The sequence below is a fragment of the Parasulfuritortus cantonensis genome (assembly GCF_004337445.1).
GTDB classification, from domain to species: domain Bacteria; phylum Pseudomonadota; class Gammaproteobacteria; order Burkholderiales; family Thiobacillaceae; genus Parasulfuritortus; species Parasulfuritortus cantonensis.
Genome location: NZ_SJZB01000027.1, coordinates 1 through 19,795 on the forward strand (window position 1 = coordinate 1; position 19,795 = coordinate 19,795).

Here is a 19,795-nt window from a genome sequence, read left to right on the forward strand (position 1 = left end):
CAGCAGGGCCATGCCGCCCGAACTGTCGTTGAGTATCTGGCAGGCCACCGGCTCGGCGCCATCGCCAGGCGCGTCCGCCGAAGCAAGCCGGCCATGCACGGCCGGCAGCCCGATCAGGACGGTGCGCTGGCTGCGCTGGGCCGGCCGATGCCGGGAGGCAGTACGCTGGGTCGAGGCGCCCCAGCACAGCTTGAGGCGCTGCAACAGATCGCGATAGCCCGGGTGCCGGATGGCCGGAACGTCCTCGGGCGCGGCCCGGCCACGCTCGACCTGGCTGATCAGCAGGGCCAGCTTGCGTACCAACGGAGCGGTATTCAGGACCAGGTCGCAGTCCGGCACGACGTTGCGCTGCCAGGCGAGCGGGAAGGGCGGCCTGTCCTGGTGCGCCCGGATGCCGAAGACGCCGCTGTGGCGCGCCGATGCCGGCGGTTCGAGGGTCGCCAGGGCGCCATGGCGGGCGATCAGGTCGGTGACCCAGACGCGCTCCTGCGCGGACAGGTGATAGGGATCGGCGCTGGCTTCCAGCAACAGGGCCAGGTAGAGGTCGCGCAGGCTGGCCGGCGTACGGACCAGGTCCGGCGTCTCGGCCAGGCCGGACTGGAGCAGGCGCAGGCCGATCCGGTGGCAGTCTAGCCAGAAGCCCTCGGGCAGTTGGCGGTGGCTCAGGTGGCAGATGTCCATCGCCTCCAGCCGGGCGTGCAGGAAGCGGCTGTAGTAGACCGGCAGCGGATTGCCGCCGAACAGGTGCAGCGCCCGTTCGCCACTTTCCAGGAGCAGGTGCTTGGCGAAGTCGGCGACCGCGCCGAGCAGGGCGACGGCGCCCTCGACGTGGGCCTGCTCGACCTCGTCCATGGGCAGGGCCATGTGGCGGAACTGCCTTTCCAGGACGTTCAGGGTACGCCGGACGTCGGCCGAGACGAGATCGAGCAGTTGCTTGCGGAAACCGGCCGGCAGCTCGGCGCGGTCGTGCGCCGCCAGGTACCCGGTCAGGCGCCGCGCGCTCTCCAGGGGATCGTCGAGCGGCAGGGCGGCGAGCCAGGACTCGACTTGCCCGGCTTTCGTGGCAAGGGTTATATTGGCCCCCGCTTCCGGGCCGGACTGCTGTTGGGACGGCTTCATGGGACGATCCGTTTCTCGTCAGCCCAATCTATTCCGTCATTCTCGTCAAAAATCCATGAACCTGCTGGAAAAACTGTTTGAAGGCCTGATCTGGCGCAGCCGCTACGCCGTCCTGTTCGCGGTCGTCGCCAGCCTGGCCGCCGCCCTGGCGATCTTCTACATCGCCACCGTCGACGTCGCCTACATGGTCGGCCACCTGCTCCACTACGCCGACCCGAACCTCGACGCCGAGGCGCGCAAGGCCATCCACGACAGCACGGTGACCCACGTCGTCGAGGTGGTCGACGGCTACCTGCTCGGCACCGTCATGCTGATCTTCGCCCTCGGCATGTACGAGTTGTTCATCAGCGACATCGACGAGGCCAAGGGCAGCAAGGCGTCGAGCAAGATACTGGTGGTGGAGAACCTGGACGACCTCAAGCAACGCCTGGCCAAGGTGATCATCATGATCCTGATCGTGACCATCTTCGAAATGGCGCTCAAGCTCTCGGTCGGCACCACCCTGGACCTGCTCTTCCTGTCCGGCGCGGTCGCCCTGATCGGCCTGGCCCTCTACCTCACCCACGCCTCGGACGGCAGCGACCGCGGCGGCGGCCACCCGGCGGGCCCCGGGCATTGAGCGAACTTGCGGCGCCGCAGCCGGTCCACCGCCTGTTGCCCTGGATACCCGAACCATGCTGAAACGTGCCCTGCTGACCCTGTTCCTGCTCGCCTTTGCCGGCGGCGCCGCGGCCTTCGACCTGGTGGACAGCCAGGGCCGGAGCCACAGGCTGGCCCAGTACAAGGGCAAGTGGGTGCTGGTCAACTACTGGGCGACCTGGTGCCCGCCCTGCCGGATGGAGATCCCCGACCTGGCGGCCCTGCACCGCGACAAGCGGAACAACCTGGTGGTGCTGGGCATCGCCATGGATTACCAGGACCCGCGCGAAGTGCTCGAGTTCGCCAAGCGCAAGGCGATCCCCTACCCGATCATCCTGGGCGACGACCGGGTCGTCGACCAGGTCGGCCCGGTACGCGGGCTGCCCACCACCTACCTGTACGACCCGCAGGGCAAGCTGGTGGCCTACAATGTCGGCGCGCTCACCCGGGACGCCGTCGAGGAGTACATCGGCGCCAGGAAGAAGACGCCAGCCAGATAAGGCCGGCCCGGCCGCCGAACTTGAAGAGGAGATGAATCGTGCGTTGGATACTGTTGTTTCTGGCCCTGCTGAGCCTGCCGGCCGCCGCCGAGGTACGCGACCCGAACGAGAACTTCTTCCAGCCCAAGCTGGGCGACCTCAAGGATGACCTGGCCGCCGCCCGTTCCGAAGGCAAGCAGGGCATCCTGCTCATGTTCGAGATGGACGACTGCCCGTTCTGCGACCGCATGAAGCACACCGTGCTCAACCAGTCCCAGGTGCAGGACTACTACCGCAAGCATTTCATCATCTATCCCATGGACACCAAGGGCGACGCCGCCCTGGTCGACTTCAAGGGCAAGAACACCACCGAAAAGGACTTCGCCCTCGAGCAACGCGCGCGCGCCACGCCCACGTTCATCTTCTACGACCTCGACGGCAACGCCATGGCCCGTTTCACCGGCGCCACCCAGACGGTCGACGAATTCCTGCTCCTCGGACGCTACGTGGTGGAGGGCACCTACAAGAGCGTGCCCTTCAACGTCTACAAGCGCCAAGCCGCGGCCAAGTAAGCCGTGCGCCGCCTGATCGCCTCGTTCGGCCTGGCGCTGGCGCTGAACGCCGGCGCCGCCGACGAGCCCCTGACCCTGGAGCAGGCGCTCGCCTACGCCGACCAGCCGCACCCGGACCTCGGCCTCTACCAGGCGGAGGTCGACCTGGCCAAGGCGCAGGAACTCCTGGCCGAGAGCCAGAACGACTTCCGCGTCACCCTGGCGGCCGGCCTGCGCAGCGGCCGCAACAGCCTCAACCACGACGGCTTCGAGTCCGACAACCTGGCCAGCCTGAACGCCCGCAAGACCATCTGGGATGGCGGCCGCACCGAACTCGCCACGGCCGCGGCCCGTCTGGAGAGCGCCGGCCGGGTCAACCGGCTGCTGGACGCCCGGGCCCAGCGCCGCTTGGCCCTGATGACCCGCTTCTTCGACGTCCTGGCCACCGACCTGCAGTACGCCGCCGACTCGGAGTTCACCGCGGTCGCCTACGTGAACTGGGACAATGCCAAGGACCGCCAGCAGGTGGGCGAACTGTCCAGCGTCCAGATGGCCGACCTCGAGGCGCGCTTCCAGGAAGCCCGGGTGAAGCGCAACGACACCCTGCGCCAGGCGCGCGCGAAGCGGGCCCTCCTGGCCGCCGCCATGAATCGGCCGGGCGAGTTGCCGGCCGAACTGGCCGACCCGGTGCTGCGCGGCAACGACCGGGCCCTGCCCGAGTTCAAGGACCTGCTCGCGGCCCTGGAGGCCAACAGCCCCTTGCTGCAGGCCCAACGACAACTCCTCGAGGCCTCCCGGCAACGCCTGCAGGCGCAACGCGCCGAGAACCGTCCCAGCCTGGACGTCGAGGCCGAGACCGCCACCTACAGCCGGGAGACGGCCACCCGCGACAATCTCCGCGCCGGCCTGAACCTGACCTGGCCGCTCTGGCAGGGCCGCCGGGTGGACGCCGCCGTGGCCGTCGAACAGGCCCGTTTCCAGAGCCTCCAGGCCCAGTACGACCGCCTGCTCCTGGACCTGCGCCAGGCCCTCTTCGAAACCCGCGAGGAGATTGCCTTCCTGGTCGAGAGCGAACGGCCGGCGGCGCGCGCCAACGCGGCCATGGCCGACTGGAACCTGGAACGCGCCCGCGCCGAATACGAACTCGAACTGAAGACCACCCTCGGTACCAGCATGGCCGACAGCCAGCGCGCGCGGATGCGCAGCAAGGCCGCGGAATACCGCCTGGCCCTGGCCTGGGCACGCCTCGACGCGCTGGTCGGGCAACCCTGCTGCCAGGTGGCGAGCGCGGAGGCCGGCCGCTGATGTCCGTCCGCCCACCACTCCCCGCGCGCCGTGCGGGACGTCCGCCCCGGAGAACGACGATGATGACCCGTACCCTGATCCTGGCGCTGTTCGCCGCCCCGGCCTGGGCCGCCGACCTGTCCGGCCAGCTCGACTGGTCGCAGCGGGTGGTGATCGCCACGCCCCTGGCCGGCGTGGTCGAGACGGTCGAGGTCCTGCCCGGCCAGCGCATCGCCAAGGACGGCGTCCTGCTGAGCCTGAACCAGACCGTCTACAAGGCCGGCCTGATGGAGGCGAACGCCGACATCAGCCGGCTGACCGAGGAACTCGCCGACGCCCGGCGCGAGCTCGACCGCGCCAACGAGCTGTACAGCCGTACCGTTTCCTCCACCACCGAGCTGGACGCCGCCAAGCTGCGCCACGCCCGCGCCGCCGCCCTGCTCGCGGCCGCCGAGGCCCGGGTCGAAAAGGCGCGCCGGCTGCTCGACGAGAGCGCGCCGCGCGCCCCCTTCGACGCCCTGGTCCTCGACCGCCTCGCGGAACCGGGCATGGCGGTGGCCGGGCAATGCCAGCCGACGCCCCTGCTGGTGCTCGCCCGGGCCGACGAGATCGTCGCCCGCGCCGGCCTGCCGGCCGGCCAGGCCACCGGCCTGAAGCCGGGCGCAAAGGCCACGGTCGCGGTGGCCGGCAAGTCGGTGGCCGGCCGCATCGCGGCCGTGCGCGCCAAGGCGGACGGCCGCTACGAGGTCGACGTCGCCATTCCGCGCGGCGGCCTGGTGGCGGGCATGGCGGCGAGCATCCGCCTGCCCTGAACGGGCGACCGGCCCTGGCCGCGACGGCGCAGCAACCCGGCTGACGACATGACACCGCTGGCCGGCTTCGCCGATCGCCTGGTCGCCTGGCAGCGGCAACACGGCCGCCACGACCTGCCCTGGCAGGTCAGCGACCCTTACGCCGTCTGGGTCTCGGAGATCATGCTGCAGCAGACCCAGGTCGACACCGTCATCCCCTATTACGTCCGCTTCCTGGCCCGCTTTCCCGACCTGGCCAGCCTCGCCGAGGCGCCGGAGGACGCCGTGCTGGCGCTCTGGAGCGGCCTCGGCTACTACGCCCGGGCGCGCAACCTGCATGCGGCGGCCAAGCGGGTGCTGGCCGATCACGGCGGCGTCTTCCCGGGCGACGTCGCCGCCATCGCGGCCCTGCCGGGGATCGGCCGCTCGACCGCGGCGGCGATCGCCGCGTTCGCCTTCGGCGGACGCCACGCCATCCTGGACGGCAACGTCAAACGGGTGTTCTGCCGCCTGTTCGGGGTCGACGGCTGGCCGGGCGAGAAGGCCGTGGAGACCGCCTTGTGGCACCTGGCCGAGGCCCTGCTGCCGGAGCGCGAGATCGTGCCCTACACCCAGGGCCTGATGGACCTGGGCGCGACCTTGTGCCGGCGCAGCCGGCCGGACTGCCCGTGCTGCCCGTTCGCCGACGACTGCGTCGCCTGCCGCGACGGCCGCCAGGCCGAGCTGCCCGCGGCGCGGCCGCGCAAGGGCCTGCCCGAGCGGAGCACGGTGATGCTGGTGCTCCGCCACGGCGGCGAGATATTGCTCGAGAAACGGCCCCCGTCGGGCATCTGGGGCGGCCTCTGGAGCCTGCCCGAATGCGCCCCCGGGGACGACCCGGTGGCGGCGGCCCGGCGCCTCGGCTACAGCGCCGAACCGCTCGCCGAACTGCCCGGCCTGAGCCACACCTTCAGCCACTTCCGCCTGGCGATCCGGCCGGTCGCCCTGGCCGTGGCACGGCGCGCCCCCGGCGCCGGGGAACCGGGTGCCCTCTGGCTCGCCCCGGCCGATGCCGTCCAGGCGGCCCTGCCGACCCCGGTGCGGCGGATCATCGCGGCCCTGTAGGCGCGTTCCCGGCGTTGCCCTGGCAAGCCTCGGCGGCCGCCAGCAGGACGGCCTTCTCGGAACTGCCCAGTATGGGCAGGGACTGCACCACGGTGGCCAGGCTCGCGCCGGTCAGGTGGGCGGCCTCGGCGACGTCGTGCGGCAGGGCCGGGTCGTCCGGGCCGTTGCCCAGGTGACGCGCGGTGTCCACGGCCAGGCGGGCGAGACGGGCACGCAGGCTCTGGTCGCCGCGGATCAACTGGACGATCAACGTGGGCAACTGCCAGCGTTCGCACAGCAGCAGGGTCAGTTCGCGGAAGTCGAAGCCGCAAGCCTGGTGCTGGGCCTGGTCGCTACGCTCGGCACCGCCCCGGGCGAGGACGTCGAGGGCGGCCTGGGGAAGCTCCGGGGCGAAGGCCCACAGCTCGATCTCGGCCAGGTTGGCCAGCAGGGTCGCCAAGGCCAGTTCGTCCGGGTCGAGGTCGTAGTGATAGGAGCCGAACAGATGAGCGATGCGGGCCGCCAGGACGGCGCGCCATTCGCATACGACGAAGCCGGCGTTGTTCTCGTCGGCCACCTCGGCCTCGCGCAGCAACTGGCTGTACGTGGCGGTGCCGAGGGCGAGCACGGCGCCGAGCGGGGCGGTGATGTCACGCGCCAGGTGGCGGGGCAGGCGCCGGTTCGCCTCCTTGAGCAGGCGCAGCGAGAACAGGGGGTCTTCCAGCATGAGACCGGCCAGGTCCTTGGGCGCCAGCAGATCGCCCCGATTGGCCAGCAGTTCGTCCAGGGCCCACTTGGTGGCCTGCTTGACCGGCGGGTCCAGGGGCTCGAGGTAAGCCGCCCACTGGCTGGCGCCCCACCACTTGTGCCAGGTCATGCTCTCCTCCTTCCCCGGGCCGACCGGCGCCCGGCCGCATTATCGTTCGAGCGATTCCGACCAGATCAGGGCATTGACGTGGGCCAGGTTGACCTCGTCGGCACTCAGACCCTGAGCCGTGGCCAGGCTGGTCACCGCTTCCTGGTCGAAATGTTCGCATGCCCGGGCCAGTGCCAGCCAGGGGGCGTAGGGCCCCTGGCCGGCAACCAGCGCCTCGCGCATGGGGTTGGGCAGGCGCAGCGGCTCCAGGGCGTGCGCCATGGGCAGACTGAGCAGGGCGTCGAGATGCGACAGCACGCCGACGATGAACAGGCCGCCATGCAGGTCGGCGGCGAGATGGCCGCTGCCGAGGTTCTCCATCAGGCGGGCGCGCACCAGGGCGTTGCGCAGGAGGGCATCGTCGCGGCCGTCGCCGCGGCCGGTGCTGAACAGGAGCAGGGTCAGCCAGCGATAGAGCGGCTCGTAGCCGAGCCAGACCAGGGCCTGGGCGATCGACTGGATGGTGCGTATGAGGCCGTTCGCCGACGAGTTGATGTAGCGCAACAGCTTGTAGGTCAGCGTGGCGTCGCGCTTGAACACCGCCTCGAGCTTCTCCACCGGGGCCTGCTCGCGCGCCAGGTTGAGCAGGTCCATGACCTGCATGACGCCGCTGTCCAACCTGCGCAACCCGCCTGCCCGCGGCCGGGCCAGGAAGTCGCCCTGGCAGAGGTCGAAGGTCAGCTTGCGGCAGACCTCGAAGGACTCCTCGGAGCCGACGTTCCCGGCGATCAGGTGGCGGATGCCGTGCCGGCGCAGATACGCCGCCCGCTCACCCAGGGCCGGGGCGTCGTAGCGGGCGCAGTCCAGGCGCGCCCACTGGCACGCCGGCGGCGGCACGCTGGCGTCGTCGCCGGCGTCCTCCAGCACCGGGATCAGGCCGACCTCGGCCAGGCGGCTGGCGCGCGGGGCGAGGTCGGGATCCGCGCCGGGCAGGATCACGCCCACCTTGGCCGCCGGCAGTTGGCCGAGCATCGGGTTGTCGAGCGTGCCCGGGGCGAGGTCGAGCAAGGCCAGTCGGTTGCCGAGCGCGCCCTGGTAGTCGAGATCGACGATGCTGGCGATCAGGTGCTCGTCGCGCACCTGGTCCAGGTCCGCGGCGCCCGGCAGGACCTCGACGGGGATGCGGTCGCGCAGGCTGAACTGGTAGCCCGCCACCCGGTAGTGGGCGTCCAGGAGCGGCTGGCGGATCAGGAAGCTGGGCAGGCGCGGGGTCGGCTCATGCGGCATGGCGCTGCAGTTGGTCGATCATGCTGGTCACGGCGCGGTCCAGCAGGGGTGCGGCGTCGAGTACGCGTACCTCGCCGGCGCTCAGCTTGGCGGCCAGGCCGGCGGCGTTGATCGACATGGCGCGCAGGCCCTGGCGGTCGGTGAACAGGAAGATACCCTTGAGCGGACTGATCCACGACAGCTTGGCGCGCAGTTCCCTGCCGTCCTCGCCCCGGTAGGCGATCCAGGTACCGCGCTTCACGTTGGCCAGTTCCTTGAAGGCCAGCACGCCGGCGTCCGGTTCGGTCCCCGCCTCCAGGCTCTCGACGCCGTCGGCGTTCCCCGGCGGCAACTCGATGGGCTCGAAATCCGCGCTCAATTCCACCACCGGCACCCCCTCGGCACCGTCCTGGCCCGCCTCGCCGCGGGTGTCGTGCTCGGCCAGGCGGCCGGCGCGGATCAGCTCGGCATGGTATTGCACCAGCTTGGTGAAGAAGGCATTGCGCGTCGCCTCCGGCAGACCGAGGTAATGCACGCCCTCGTCCAGGCGCTTGAGCAGGTTGGGCAAGCGTTCGACCAGGCGGTCGCGGTACTTGGTGCCGGCCTTGGCCGAGACGCTCCAGATCAGCTCCTTCATGGTCTTCACGGCGCTGTTCCAGACGTCGCCGTTCGCCCCGGCCCGGACGTAGAGGATGGCCAGCAGGGCCGCCCAGTGCTCGGTCAGGAAGGCCCGGATGACCGGCGGAACGGCCTGCCCCTCCAGGCAGGCCGCCACCTCGGACAAGGCGGCCCGGCGCCCCATCTCGACCAGTTCGCGCGACTTCACCACCCGGGCGCTGCGCGCCGCGCGGCGGTCCGCCTCGCGTTTTTCGGCATCGAGCCACGCCTTCAGCTCGGTCAATGCGCTCTCGAACACCGCCTGGTCGGATTCGAAGTGCTCCAGGATGCCGGAGACCAGATCGGACGCCTTGCGGTACAGGCCACCGTCGCGGCCCTCGCGCGGGTCCCAGCCGACCGCCGCCTCGGCCAGCAGGTCGAGGAAGCGGCGCACCGGGTGGTTCTTGTGCGAGAAGAAACCCTTGTCCAGCACCGCCACCTTGAATACCGCGATCTGCAGGCGGCCGAGCATGGCCTTCATGGCGTCCGGGATGCGGGCATCGCCGTAGATGTAGTCGAACACCATCGCGACGATGTCCAGGGTCATCCGGTCGAGCGGGTCCATGACCCGGGCCAGGTCGCTGTCGTGCAGCCGGCGCAGCAGATTGGCGCGGCCGTCGCGGAAGGCCACGACGTCGACGCCGACCGGGGCGTTGGCGTGGCGGCCGTGCTGGATGGTATCCAGGGCGGCGACCAGGCGCTGCCTGTCGGTCACCTCATGCGCCGGCTGTCCGGGCAGGGCCGGCCCGGCGATTCCGGCGACCAGCCCGGCCAGGGCGGTCGGGCTGCCGCTCAGCAGGTCCTGCAGCACCTCGTAGAGGCCGCCCGGCTTGGCCGGCGCCGCCGCGAGGGCACGGCCGCCCGCGGCTGCCACCGGGCTCGCCACCGGCAGGCTGCACGGCACTTCCGGGAGGACATTGCGTTCCGCCAGGCGGACGTTGAGTTCCTGGTAGATGTCGCGCACCCGCTCGGGCAGGAAGCGGGCCAACTGGGCGACCAGCAGCAGGCGCACCTTGACCGGCACGCCCAGGCCGCCCAGGGCGCCCACGACCGCCTTGCCGATGGTAACCGGGCCGAGCGGGTTGTCGCCCTCGGCCAGGCCCGGATCGCCGATCAGCAGGCCGATCCGTCTGTCGAGACCGGGCAGTTCATCGGGGCAGGCCTCGACGATCGCCGCGGCCAGGTTGTCGACCGCCCCGGCCAGTTCCTGGTCGTAGGCGTCCTGCAGGCTCAACTCGCCGGATGCGCCGGGCACGAACGGGCTCTTCTGACGCCGGGCCTTCCAGTTGAAGGCGGCCAGGTAGTTGGCGCGGAAGGACTCGCCGATCTTGTCGGCGCGGTCGCGGGACAGCACCATCGCGTCCATGTACAGGCGGCAGATGTCGGCACCGCTGGATTGTTCGAACATCTGGCGCAGTTCGCCGGCGGCCAGGACCAGGCAGTCGCGCAGGGCCTTGCCCAGACGCAGGGCCGAGATGTCCCGGCTCTCCTCCAGGGGCTCCCGCCCGCGGGGGCCGCGCCGGCCGCGTGGGGGCCGATAGGCGTGACGTTGTTGCGACCAGCTTCCATGACCCGACTCCTGACCGAATGCGCGCGTCGACCGGCGACCGACGAAGGGGAAGTCAGGGATGGCCCAGCATGCCGGCGCCGATAAACCGCCACCGTTACCTTAGCGATCCCGCCGTCATGAGGCCGCAGCCTGTTAGACCGGTGACTTTGCGTCCCCGCCTTTCGGCGGGTTTGCCCCTGTAAGGTCGCGCCCACAATGAACTGTGACGCGCAATGTCATTATCGGGAAAACAGCAAAAAATTAAGTACTTTTTCAGTATTCGACGACGGACGGCGGACCGACACGGCGTCGGCGGTCATGTCAAGTCTTGTCACCCGCCGGTGCTTGGCCCATCCTGCCCGACCTTTCGTTCCCCCCGACGAGACATGCTGCCGAGTATCGAAGAACGCATCGCCCGCGAACTGGGCGCCCATATCGCCCAGATCGCCGCCGCCGTGCGCCTGCTCGACGAAGGCGCCACCGTGCCCTTCATCGCCCGCTACCGCAAGGAGGCCACCGGCGGCCTCGACGACACCCAGCTGCGCACGCTCGAGGAACGCCTGACCTATCTGCGCGAACTGGAGGAGCGCCGTGCCGCGGTCCTCGCCAGCATCGCCGAACAAGGCAAGCTGACCGACGTCCTGCAGGCCGAGATCGAGGCCGCCGACACCAAGCAGCGCCTCGAGGACCTCTACCTGCCCTACAAGCCGAAGCGCCGGACCAAGGCCCAGATCGCCCGTGAGGCGGGCCTGGAGCCGCTCGCCCTCGCCCTGCTGGCCGACCCGGGCCTGACGCCGGAAGCCGAGGCCGCGGGCTACGTCGATGCCGACAAGGGCATCGCCGACGTCAAGGCCGCCCTGGACGGCGCCCGCCAGATCCTCATGGAACGCTTCGCCGAGGATGCCGAGCTGGTCGGCAAGTTGCGCCGCCACCTGCAGGACTACGGCATGCTGGTGTCCACCCTGCAGGACGGCAAGGAGGCGGAAGGCCAGAAATTCCGCGACTGGTTCGCCTATTCCGAGGCCATCCGCGAGGTGCCCTCGCACCGCGCCCTGGCCATGTTCCGCGGCCGCAACGAGGGCATCCTGCGCCTGGAACTGAAGCTGCCGGAGGACCTTCAGGAGACGGCCGCGGCCGGCAAGGCGGCAAACGCCTGCGAAGGCATGGTGGCGAGCCACTGGGGCATCCGCGACGGCGGCCGCCCGGGCGACCGCTGGCTGCTCGACACCGTCCGCTGGACCTGGCGCGTGAAGCTGTCCCTGGCCATGGAGCTGGAGCTGTTCAACGCCCTCTTCGAGCGCGCCGAGGACGAGGCCATCCGGGTTTTCGGGGCCAACCTGAAGGACCTCCTGCTGGCCGCCCCGGCCGGCCCCAAGGCGGTGATCGGCCTCGACCCGGGCATCCGTACCGGGGTCAAGGTAGCCGTGGTCGACCGCACCGGCAAGCTGCTCGACACCGCCACCGTCTACCCGCACGAGCCGCGCAACGATTGGGAAGGCGCCCTGCGCACCCTGGCCATCCTGGCCGACCGGCACAAGGCCGAGCTCATCGCCATCGGCAACGGCACCGCCAGCCGGGAGACCGACAAGCTGGCGGCCGAACTGATCCGGCGTTTCCCGGAGGCGGGCCTTTCGAAGGTGGTGGTGAGCGAGGCCGGCGCCTCGGTCTATTCCGCCTCCGAGTTCGCCGCGCGCGAATTCCCGGAACTGGACGTCAGCCTGCGCGGCGCGGTGTCCATCGCCCGCCGCCTGCAGGACCCGCTCGCCGAACTGGTAAAGATCGAGCCGAAGGCGATCGGCGTCGGCCAGTACCAGCACGACGTCTCGCAAAGCAAGCTGGCGCACGGCCTCGACGCCATGGTGGAGGACTGCGTGAACGCGGTCGGGGTGGACCTCAACACCGCCTCGGCACCCCTGCTCGCCCGGGTGTCCGGCCTCAACACCAGCCTGGCCGCGAACATCGTCAGTTGGCGCGACCAGCACGGCGCCTTTCCGGACCGGGAAACGCTCAAGGAGGTGCCGCGCCTGGGCGCCAAGACCTTCGAGCAGGCGGCCGGCTTCCTGCGCATCCAGGGCGGCGACAACCCGCTCGACGCCTCGTCGGTGCACCCGGAGGCCTACCCCGTGGTGGAACGCATCCTGACCGAGACCGGACTGCCGGTGAAGGGCGTGATCGGCAACACCGACGTCCTGCGTCGGCTCGACGCCAAGAAGTTCACCGACGAACGCTTCGGCCTGCCGACCGTGCAGGACATCCTCAGGGAGTTGGAGAAGCCCGGCCGCGATCCCCGGCCGGAATTCCGCACCGCCCACTTCAAGGACGGCGTCGAGGACCTCAAGGACCTGCAGCCGGGCATGATGCTGGAAGGCACGGTGACCAACGTGACCAACTTCGGCGCCTTCGTCGACATCGGCGTGCACCAGGACGGCCTGGTGCATGTCTCGGCCCTGTCCAACAAGTTCGTCAAGGACCCGCGCGAGGTGGTCAAGGCCGGCGACATCGTCCGGGTCAAGGTCCTGGAGGTGGATATCGCCCGCAAGCGCATCGCCCTGACCATGCGCATGAGCGACGAGGCGCGCCCGCAGACGGCCGGCGCGGCGGCGCGCCCCAGCCGCAACGCGCGCGCAGCCCAGCCGGCCAAGCCGGCCGGCGGCGCCATGGCCGAGGCCCTGGCGCGGGCCTTGCGCCGCTGATCGTCCGGCTGGGCGGGCGCGCCGCTCAGCCGCGGATCAGCTCGCGCATGTCGCGTTCGAGCAGCCGGCTGTCGCCCAGATTGAGTTCGATCAGCCGGCGCAACTGGCCGATGCTGTCGGAGTCGATGCTGACGCAGCGGAAGCCGGCGTGGTTGCCCGCCAGGTGCGCCAGGGCCACGTCCATCTCGATCCGGATGGCGTAGGTCAGCTGGATGCTGAGGTGGTAGATCTGGCCCGGATCGAGCAACCTCGGCTCGGTCAGGTCGACCAGGCAACCGTTCAACGACAGGTCCTCGACCAGGCACGACCACGCCCGGCCGGCGCTGGTGAGGGTCGCCCGGGCATCATGGGCGACACGGTGGAAATGGCGTTTCTCGGCGTACATGCAGCTCCCTGTTCTTAGCTTGTCAGTATCAGGCTCCAGATTACCACCACATTGACCAGGGAAACGAACACCGCGGCGCTGCCGATGTCCTTGGCCCGCTTGGCCAGTTTGTGGTTCTCCAGGGAGATGCGGTCGACCGTGGCCTCGATGGCCGAGTTGATCAACTCGACCAGGAGCACCAGCAGGACGCTGCCGATCATCAGGGCGCGGGCCACCGCCGCATCGGCGAGCAGGAAGGCGGCCGGGATCATGAAGGCGGCCAGGATGGTCTCCTGGCGGAAGGCATCCTCGTGCTTGAAGGCGGCCTTGAAGCCGGCCATGGAGTAGAACAGCGCGTTCCAGACCCGCTTGGCGCCGGTCTTGCCTTTGAACTCGTTGGTTTCGGCCGGGGGCGGCGTCATTTCCATGCCAGATCCAGTTCGCGTGCCGCCTTGACGTCGTCCAGACGCTTGGCCGGGAGGGTGTGGGGGGCGCCCTTGACCCATTCGGGATCGCTCTCCGCCTCGGCCTTGACCTTGGCCATGGCGGCGACGAAGGCATCCAGGGTCGCCTTGCTCTCGGTCTCGGTCGGCTCGATCAGCAGGCACTCGGGCACCAGAAGCGGGAAGTAGGTGGTCGGGGCGTGGAAACCGTAGTCGAGCAGGCGCTTGGCGAAGTCCATGGCGGAGACGCCGGTGCTGTCCTTGAGCGGCTTCAGGGTGACGATGAACTCGTGGCTGGCCCGGCGCGCCGGGAAGGCCAGGTCGAAGCCGGCCTTGCGCAGCTCGGCGGCCAGGTAGTTGGCGTTCAGGGCGGCGTAGTCGGCGACCCGGCGCATGCCCTCGCGGCCGAGCATGCGGGCGTACACCCAGGCGCGCAGGAGCACCCCCATGTTGCCGCCGAAGGCGCTCATGCGGCCGATGCTGGCCGGACAGTCGGCCTCCCCGGCCAGCCGGTAGAAGCCGCGCTCCTCGACCACGTAGGGGATGGGCAGATAGGGCACCAGGCGCTCCGACACGCCCACCGGGCCGGCGCCGGGGCCGCCGCCGCCGTGCGGGGTCGAGAAGGTCTTGTGCAGGTTCATGTGGATGACGTCGAAACCCATGTCGCCCGGCCGTACCCGGCCCAGGATGGCGTTCAGGTTGGCGCCGTCGTAGTAGGTCAGGCCGCCGGCCTGGTGGACGATCTTCTGGATCTCGACGATGGTCTTCTCGAACACGCCCAGGGTGGACGGGTTGGTCAGCATCAGGCCGGCCGTCTTCGGGCCGACCGCCGCGCGCAGGGCGTCGAGGTCGACGTTGCCGTCCCGGTCGGTGGGTATCTCGCGCACGGCGTAGCCGCACATGGTGGCGGTGGCCGGGTTGGTGCCGTGGGCGGCGTCCGGCACGATGATCTCGGTGCGCGCCGTATCGCCGCGGGCGTCGTGGTAGGCCCGGATCATGGCCACGCCGGCGAACTCGCCGTGCGCGCCGGCCATCGGCGCCATGGACACCGCCGCCATGCCGGTGACCTCCTTGAGCATGGCCTGGAGGTCATGCATGGCGGACAGGAAGCCCTGGCCGGTGTCGGCGTCGGCGAGCGGGTGCCGGGCCAGGAACTGGGGCAGCATGGCCAGGCTGTTGCAGGCGCGCGGGTTGTACTTCATGGTGCAGGACCCGAGCGGGTAGAACTGGGTGTCGATGGCGAAGTTCTTCTGCGACAACGCCGTGTAATGGCGCACGACGTCCAGCTCCGAGACCTCCGGCAGGCCGGGGGCGTCGGCGCGCAGCAGTTCGGCCGGCAGGTCGTCGGCCGCGGCGACGGCCCGGGGTGCCTGGGCAGCCGCCCGGCGGCCCGCGCGGGAGTGTTCGAAGATCAGCATGGCCGCACGCCGGTCACTTGAGCGGCTCGCCGCGCGCCGCGGCCAGGGCGGCCTCGTAGTTCGGCTCGTGGGTGATCTCCGGGACCATCTGCGTGTAGATCACGCGGTCGTTCTCGTCCAGGACGATGACCGCCCGGGTGAGCAGGCCGGACAGCGGCGGGTCCATGATCATGACGCCGTATTGCTTGTGGAAGTCGCGCCCGCGCATGGTCGACAGGGTGATGACGTTGCTCAGGCCCTCGGCGCCGCAGTAGCGCGCCTGGGCGAACGGCAGGTCGGCGGAGATGACCAGGACCACCGTGTTCGGCAGGGTCGCCGCCTCGGCGTTGAAATAGCGCGCCGAGGCCGCGCACACCGGGGTATCCAGGCTGGGCACGATGTTGAGGATCTTGCGCTTGCCGAAGAAGGAGGACAGGGCGACGTCGTTCAGGTCCTTGTCGACCAGCATGAAGCTGGGGGCCAGTTCGCCCACGCGCGGGAAGTCGCCGCCGACGTTTACGGGTTCGCCCATCAGGGTCACGGTAGTGGACATGCGTATGCTCCTATTGCTCGGTTGGTCGTTTCAGGACTTGTAGGCGCAGGGCGGGGCCTCGCGCCGCTTGCTCAGGATGCGCTCCAGCTGGTGCGCATAGCGTTGCAGGTCGGCCTCCGTCTTGGTCTCGGTGGCGCAGAACAGGATGGCGTCGGCCAGGTCCGGGTAGTCCCGGCCGAGCGCGTAGCCGCCCAGGATGCCCTGGGCGCGCAGGGCGCGCAGGACCTCCTCGACGTTGCCGCCGATGCGGATCGCGGCTTCGTGGAAGAACGGCCCCGCGAAGGCGCGCCTGACGTTCGGGATGACCGTCAGGGCGTCGGCCAGTGCCCGCGTGTTGGCATGGCTGGCGAGGGCGACGTCGCGCAGGCCCCGGGGGCCGAGCAGCGCCATGTAGAGGGTGGCCGCGGTGACCATGAGGCCCTGGTTGGAGCAGATGTTGGAGGTCGCCTTGGCGCGCCGGATGTGCTGCTCGCGCGCCTGCAGGGTGAGCACGTAGCCGCGCCGGCCGTCCTTGTCCACGGTGGCCCCGACGATGCGGCCGGGCATCTGCCGGACCAGGGCCTGGCGGCAGGCCATGAAGCCGAAGTGCGGGCCGCCCGAGGCCAGCGGCACGCCGAGCGGCTGGCCGTCGCCGACGCAGATGTCGGCGCCCTTCTCGGCCCAGCTGCCGGGGGCCTTGAGCAGCGCCAGCGAGGTCGGGTTGGCCAGGGCGATGGCCAGCATGCCGTGTTCGTGCGCCCACGCGGTCAGGGCGTCGACCGCTTCCAGGGCACCGAAGAAGTTGGGCTGCGGGACGACCAGGGCGGCGGCCGGGCCGTCCGGCAGGTCCGCGACCCGGGTGGTGCCGGTGTCCGGGTCGTATGGGACGGTCACCATCTCGATGCCCTGGTTCTTCACCATGGCCTGCGCCACCGCCCGGTAGCGCGGATGCACCGTCGCCGGCACCAGCACCCGGCGCAGGCCCGTCCTGCTCGCCCGCACCGCCATCAGGACCGCCTCGCCGAGCGCCGTGGCGCCGTCGTACAGGGAGGCGTTGGCGACGTCCAGCCCGGTCAGCCGGGTGATCATGGTCTGGTATTCGTAGATCAGCTGCAGGGTGCCCTGGCTGGCCTCGGCCTGGTAGGGCGTGTAGGCGGTGTAGAACTCGCCCCGGGTCGCCAGTTGCCAGACCGCGGCCGGGATGTGGTGCTCGTAGGCGCCGGCACCGATGAAGCTGAGATAGAAGCCGTCCTGGGCCGCCAGTTCGTGCGCCCGCCGGGTGACCGCCATCTCCGATTCTCCCGCCGGGATGCCGGCCAGGCCCGCGCAGCGCAGGCCGGCCGGTATCTCGTCGAACAGGGCCTCGATGTCGGGCGCGCCGATGCTCGCCAGCATCTCGGCGACGTCCTGCTCGGTATGCGGGATGAAGGGCATGTCAGTGGGCTTCCGCGTCCACGTGGGCCTGGTAGGCGGCGGCATCCATGAGGCCGGCCAGGGCACCGGCGTCGGCCGGCTTGACCTTGAACATCCAGGCCCCGTACGGGTCCTTGTTGAGCAGGTCCGGGCTGCCTTCCAGTTCCTCGTTGATGGCGACCACCTCGCCGGAGATGGGCGCGTAGACGTCGGAGGCGGCCTTGACCGACTCGACTACGGCGCATTCCTCGCCGGCATTGAGGACGCGGCCCATGACCGGGTTCTCGACGAAGACCATGTCGCCCAGGAGTTCCTGGGCGTGGTCGGTGATGCCGATGGCGACCGTGCCGTCGGCCTCCAGGCGGGCCCATTCGTGGGATTGGGTGTACTTCAGTTCGGCGGGGATGCTCATCTAGGGGTCTCCATTAAACCAATGCCTTGCCGTTGCGCACGAAGGGATACTTGACCACCCGTGCCTTCAATTTCTTGTCGCGTATCTCGATCTCGACCGTATCGCCGACCTCGACGCCGAGCGGCACCCGGGCCAGGGCGATGCCGGCGTTCAGGGTCGGCGAGAAGCTGCCGCTGGTCACCTCGCCGGCGCCCTGCGCGGTATGTACCGTCTGGTGGCTGCGCGGCACGCCGCGCTCCTCGAGCAGCAGGCCGACCAGCTTGCGGGTGACCGGCAGGCGCAGCAGGGCGTCCTTGCCGATGAAGTCGCGCTCGGACTTCAGGTCCACGGTCCAGGCCAGGCCGGACTCCAGCGGCGTAACCTTTTCGTCCATGTCCTGGCCGAACAGGTTCATGCCGGCCTCCAGGCGCAGGGTATCGCGGGCGCCCAGGCCGACCGGCTTGACGCCGGCCTCCAGCATGGCCTGCCACATGTAGGGCGCGGCGCGCCCAGGCATCATGATCTCGAAGCCGTCCTCGCCGGTGTAGCCGGTGCGGGCGACGAACATGGTGCCTATCACGATCGCGGTGAACGGCTTCATCAAGTGGGTGGGGCCCTCGCTGCCGGGTAGCGATTCCCAGAACTTCCGGGCCGCGTTGGGACCCTGGATGGCGATCATGGCCAGATCCCGGCACGGCAATATCTGCACTTCCGGGGCGTACTGGTTGCGCTGGGTCTCCATCCAGGCCAGGTCCTTCTCGGCGCAGCCGGCGTTGACCACCATGCGGAACCAGGTCTCGGTCATGAAGTAGACGATGAGGTCGTCGACCACCCCGCCGCCCTCGTGCAGCATGCAGGAATACAGGGCCTTGCCGGTGGTCTGCAGCTTGTCGACGTCGTTGGCCAGCAGCTTCTTCAGGAAGGCCCGGGAGCCCTCGCCCTTGATGTCCACCGGCAGCATGTGGGAAACGTCGAACACGCCGGCATCGCTGCGCACGGCGTGGTGTTCCTCGATCTGGGAGCCGTAGTGGATCGGCATCTCCCAACCGGAAAAGTCGACCAGCTTGGCGTTGGCCTCGCGGTGCTTGGCGTTAAGCGGCGTCTGTTTGAGCATCTTGGATCTCTTCGGCGTAATAGGAACTGCGCACCAGGGGGCCGGCCTTCACCCAGGTATAGCCCATGGTGCGGGCGTCGGCCTCGTAGGCGGCGAACTCGTCGGGGTGCACGTAGCGCGCCACCGGCAGGTTGGCGAGCGACGGGCGCAGGTACTGGCCCAGGGACAGCCGGGTCACCCCGGCCGCGCGCAGGTCGGCCAGCACGGCCAGGACCTCGGCGCGGGTCTCGCCCAGGCCCAGCATGAGGGCGGACTTGGCCGCGACGCCGGGCAGGCCGGCGGCCAGCCGCAAGAGGTCGAGGGAACGTTCGTACTGCGCCCCCTTGCGTGCCTCCTTGTACAGGCGCGGCACCGTCTCCACGTTGTGGCCCCAGACCAGGTCGCGGCGGGCGGGCTCCGGCAGCCCGGCCAGGGTGGCGGCGAACAGGTCGGCGGCGGCGGCCTGGCAGGCGCGGAAATCGGGCGTGAGGAACTCGACGCCCATGTCGGCTTTGGCGTGCCGCAGTTGGGCCAGTGTCGCGGCGAAGCAGCCGGCGCCGCCGTCGGCCAGGTCGTCGCGGTTCACCGAGGTGAGCACCACGAAGGACAGCCCCATGTGCAGGGCCGCCTCGGCCACCCGGCGCGGCTCGTCGGCATCGGCCCAGGTCGGCCGGCCGGTCTTCACGGCGCAGAAGCCGCAGGCGCGCGTGCAGGTATCGCCCAGGAGCATGAAGGTGGCGGTGCCGCGGCTCCAGCACTCGCCCTTGTTCGGACAGCGCGCCTCGTCGCACACGGTATTGAGGCCCTGGACGGCGCGCGCCGTATCCGGGAAACGGTGGCCGCGGCCGAGGTTCTGGCGGATCCAGGCCGGCATGCGGGTCAGGTTGGCTTGCGGCTGCAATCTGGCCTCCATGGTTGCGGTGCAGAGCTTAGCTTCGCCACCCCTCTGTCCGGTTACCTGAGAGTTTTGCCCCATCGGTGGCCACCGGCAACCGGCGGCGCTCTCCAGAGTCGCCCCGAATCCGGCCCCGCCGCGACGAATCCGCCTCGTCGGCCGGCACCGAAACCTGGTCTTCCGTGGCCCTTTTGCCTGAGCGATTGACGGGTGGGTTGCGCCTTCGGCGAGGTCTCGCGACCTTCTCTCCCACGGAGACTGATGGGCGGATGCCACTATACCGAGGCCGCCCCATGCGGA

General features: G+C 70.1%; 19 protein-coding genes and 3 riboswitches. Of the genes, 7 read left to right on the forward strand and 12 right to left on the reverse strand.

Annotated elements, in window-relative coordinates; translation table 11 throughout:
- A partial coding sequence (locus EZJ19_RS06815; protein ID WP_131445947.1) for a hypothetical protein occupies positions 1-1,119 on the reverse strand: 1,119 nt, incomplete at its 3' end.
- A 55-nt stretch (positions 1,120-1,174) separates the two neighbouring features.
- On the opposite strand from EZJ19_RS06815, the gene EZJ19_RS06820 reads away from it, so the two are divergent.
- From EZJ19_RS06820 to mutY, 6 genes are read left to right on the forward strand one after another with little or no spacing between them, the layout of a single operon-like run.
- On the forward strand, positions 1,175-1,738 hold the full coding sequence (locus tag EZJ19_RS06820) for a YqhA family protein (protein WP_131445950.1): 564 nt from the start codon (positions 1,175-1,177) through the stop codon (positions 1,736-1,738).
- A 55-nt stretch (positions 1,739-1,793) separates the two neighbouring features.
- On the forward strand, positions 1,794-2,258 hold the full coding sequence (locus tag EZJ19_RS06825; protein ID WP_131445952.1) for a TlpA family protein disulfide reductase: 465 nt from the start codon (positions 1,794-1,796) through the stop codon (positions 2,256-2,258).
- Positions 2,259-2,296: 38 nt separating this feature from the next.
- Positions 2,297-2,809, forward strand: a complete 513-nt coding sequence (locus EZJ19_RS06830) for a thioredoxin family protein (RefSeq protein WP_240754689.1) — start codon at positions 2,297-2,299, stop codon at positions 2,807-2,809.
- 3 nt (positions 2,810-2,812) lie between these two features.
- Positions 2,813-4,093 carry a TolC family protein gene (locus EZJ19_RS06835; protein ID WP_131445956.1) on the forward strand — a complete coding sequence of 427 codons (1,281 nt, stop codon included), beginning with the start codon at positions 2,813-2,815 and terminating at the stop codon, positions 4,091-4,093.
- A 59-nt stretch (positions 4,094-4,152) separates the two neighbouring features.
- On the forward strand, positions 4,153-4,884 hold the full coding sequence (locus tag EZJ19_RS06840) for an efflux RND transporter periplasmic adaptor subunit (protein ID WP_165873501.1): 732 nt from the start codon (positions 4,153-4,155) through the stop codon (positions 4,882-4,884).
- 48 nt (positions 4,885-4,932) lie between these two features.
- On the forward strand, positions 4,933-5,967 hold the full coding sequence (gene mutY, locus EZJ19_RS06845; protein WP_338069417.1) for an A/G-specific adenine glycosylase: 1,035 nt from the start codon (positions 4,933-4,935) through the stop codon (positions 5,965-5,967).
- Here the strand turns inward: mutY and EZJ19_RS06850 are convergent.
- Genes EZJ19_RS06850 through EZJ19_RS06860 form a run of 3 tightly spaced genes read right to left on the reverse strand, consistent with a single transcriptional unit; the run spans position 5,951 to position 10,355 of the window.
- Positions 5,951-6,823 (reverse strand): HDOD domain-containing protein, encoded by an 873-nt coding sequence (locus EZJ19_RS06850; protein ID WP_131445960.1) that lies wholly within the window; start codon positions 6,821-6,823, stop codon positions 5,951-5,953. The two genes, mutY and EZJ19_RS06850, sit on opposite strands and share 17 nt — an antisense overlap.
- Before the next feature lie 39 nt (positions 6,824-6,862).
- Positions 6,863-8,089 (reverse strand): EAL and HDOD domain-containing protein, encoded by a 1,227-nt coding sequence (locus tag EZJ19_RS06855; RefSeq protein WP_131445962.1) that lies wholly within the window; start codon positions 8,087-8,089, stop codon positions 6,863-6,865.
- A complete protein-coding gene (locus tag EZJ19_RS06860) occupies positions 8,079-10,355 on the reverse strand; it encodes a DUF1631 family protein (protein WP_131445964.1) in 2,277 nt (758 codons plus the stop codon). Before EZJ19_RS06860 ends, EZJ19_RS06855 begins: the two co-directional genes overlap by 11 nt.
- Positions 10,356-10,393: 38 nt before the next feature.
- Positions 10,394-10,480: riboswitch (cyclic di-GMP riboswitch) on the reverse strand.
- A 180-nt stretch (positions 10,481-10,660) separates the two neighbouring features.
- On the opposite strand from EZJ19_RS06860, the gene EZJ19_RS06865 reads away from it, so the two are divergent.
- A complete protein-coding gene (locus EZJ19_RS06865) occupies positions 10,661-12,967 on the forward strand; it encodes a Tex family protein (RefSeq protein ID WP_131445966.1) in 2,307 nt (768 codons plus the stop codon).
- Positions 12,968-12,992: 25 nt separating this feature from the next.
- On the opposite strand, the gene EZJ19_RS06870 is transcribed toward EZJ19_RS06865, so the two are convergent.
- From EZJ19_RS06870 to lipA, 8 genes are read right to left on the reverse strand one after another with little or no spacing between them, the layout of a single operon-like run.
- The gene (locus EZJ19_RS06870) at positions 12,993-13,352 is read right to left on the reverse strand and encodes a PilZ domain-containing protein (protein WP_131445968.1); all 360 of its coding nucleotides are present in this window, start codon (positions 13,350-13,352) and stop codon (positions 12,993-12,995) included.
- Between the two features lie 14 nt (positions 13,353-13,366).
- Positions 13,367-13,753: a diacylglycerol kinase gene (locus EZJ19_RS06875; protein WP_206199360.1), complete on the reverse strand. Its 387-nt coding sequence runs from the start codon at positions 13,751-13,753 to the stop codon at positions 13,367-13,369.
- Positions 13,750-15,192 carry an aminomethyl-transferring glycine dehydrogenase subunit GcvPB gene (gcvPB, locus tag EZJ19_RS06880; protein WP_131445971.1) on the reverse strand — a complete coding sequence of 481 codons (1,443 nt, stop codon included), beginning with the start codon at positions 15,190-15,192 and terminating at the stop codon, positions 13,750-13,752. The genes EZJ19_RS06875 and gcvPB overlap by 4 nt, the downstream gene beginning before the upstream one ends.
- 13 nt (positions 15,193-15,205) lie before the next feature.
- Complete coding sequence (gene tpx, locus EZJ19_RS06885) at positions 15,206-15,724, reverse strand: thiol peroxidase (protein ID WP_131445973.1); 519 nt, start codon at positions 15,722-15,724, stop codon at positions 15,206-15,208.
- 30 nt (positions 15,725-15,754) lie between these two features.
- Positions 15,755-17,137: an aminomethyl-transferring glycine dehydrogenase subunit GcvPA gene (gcvPA, locus tag EZJ19_RS06890; protein ID WP_131445975.1), complete on the reverse strand. Its 1,383-nt coding sequence runs from the start codon at positions 17,135-17,137 to the stop codon at positions 15,755-15,757.
- A 1-nt stretch (position 17,138) separates the two neighbouring features.
- Complete coding sequence (gcvH, locus tag EZJ19_RS06895) at positions 17,139-17,528, reverse strand: glycine cleavage system protein GcvH (protein ID WP_131445977.1); 390 nt, start codon at positions 17,526-17,528, stop codon at positions 17,139-17,141.
- Positions 17,529-17,541: 13 nt separating this feature from the next.
- Complete coding sequence (gene gcvT, locus EZJ19_RS06900) at positions 17,542-18,621, reverse strand: glycine cleavage system aminomethyltransferase GcvT (RefSeq protein ID WP_131445979.1); 1,080 nt, start codon at positions 18,619-18,621, stop codon at positions 17,542-17,544.
- Positions 18,599-19,501 carry a lipoyl synthase gene (lipA, locus tag EZJ19_RS06905; protein WP_240754690.1) on the reverse strand — a complete coding sequence of 301 codons (903 nt, stop codon included), beginning with the start codon at positions 19,499-19,501 and terminating at the stop codon, positions 18,599-18,601. Before lipA ends, gcvT begins: the two co-directional genes overlap by 23 nt.
- A 35-nt stretch (positions 19,502-19,536) precedes the next feature.
- A riboswitch (glycine riboswitch) is annotated at positions 19,537-19,619 on the reverse strand.
- A 49-nt stretch (positions 19,620-19,668) separates the two neighbouring features.
- A riboswitch (glycine riboswitch) is annotated at positions 19,669-19,757 on the reverse strand.
- Positions 19,758-19,795 lie beyond the last annotated feature (38 nt).

What these genes read in the sequence shown, in the direction of transcription:
- gcvT (WP_131445979.1), bottom strand. Translation starts at nt 18,621, where the DNA reads ATGCTCAAACAGACGCCGCTTAACGCCAAGCACCGCGAGGCCAACGCC.
- gcvPA (WP_131445975.1), bottom strand. Translation starts at nt 17,137, where the DNA reads ATGCCCTTCATCCCGCATACCGAGCAGGACGTCGCCGAGATGCTGGCG.
- EZJ19_RS06850 (WP_131445960.1), bottom strand. Translation starts at nt 6,823, where the DNA reads ATGACCTGGCACAAGTGGTGGGGCGCCAGCCAGTGGGCGGCTTACCTC.
- EZJ19_RS06825 (WP_131445952.1), top strand. Translation starts at nt 1,794, where the DNA reads ATGCTGAAACGTGCCCTGCTGACCCTGTTCCTGCTCGCCTTTGCCGGC.
- EZJ19_RS06840 (WP_165873501.1), top strand. Translation starts at nt 4,153, where the DNA reads ATGATGACCCGTACCCTGATCCTGGCGCTGTTCGCCGCCCCGGCCTGG.
- EZJ19_RS06870 (WP_131445968.1), bottom strand. Translation starts at nt 13,352, where the DNA reads ATGTACGCCGAGAAACGCCATTTCCACCGTGTCGCCCATGATGCCCGG.
- mutY (WP_338069417.1), top strand. Translation starts at nt 4,933, where the DNA reads ATGACACCGCTGGCCGGCTTCGCCGATCGCCTGGTCGCCTGGCAGCGG.
- EZJ19_RS06875 (WP_206199360.1), bottom strand. Translation starts at nt 13,753, where the DNA reads ATGACGCCGCCCCCGGCCGAAACCAACGAGTTCAAAGGCAAGACCGGC.
- gcvH (WP_131445977.1), bottom strand. Translation starts at nt 17,528, where the DNA reads ATGAGCATCCCCGCCGAACTGAAGTACACCCAATCCCACGAATGGGCC.
- EZJ19_RS06865 (WP_131445966.1), top strand. Translation starts at nt 10,661, where the DNA reads ATGCTGCCGAGTATCGAAGAACGCATCGCCCGCGAACTGGGCGCCCAT.
- tpx (WP_131445973.1), bottom strand. Translation starts at nt 15,724, where the DNA reads ATGTCCACTACCGTGACCCTGATGGGCGAACCCGTAAACGTCGGCGGC.
- EZJ19_RS06820 (WP_131445950.1), top strand. Translation starts at nt 1,175, where the DNA reads ATGAACCTGCTGGAAAAACTGTTTGAAGGCCTGATCTGGCGCAGCCGC.
- EZJ19_RS06855 (WP_131445962.1), bottom strand. Translation starts at nt 8,089, where the DNA reads ATGCCGCATGAGCCGACCCCGCGCCTGCCCAGCTTCCTGATCCGCCAG.
- gcvPB (WP_131445971.1), bottom strand. Translation starts at nt 15,192, where the DNA reads ATGCTGATCTTCGAACACTCCCGCGCGGGCCGCCGGGCGGCTGCCCAG.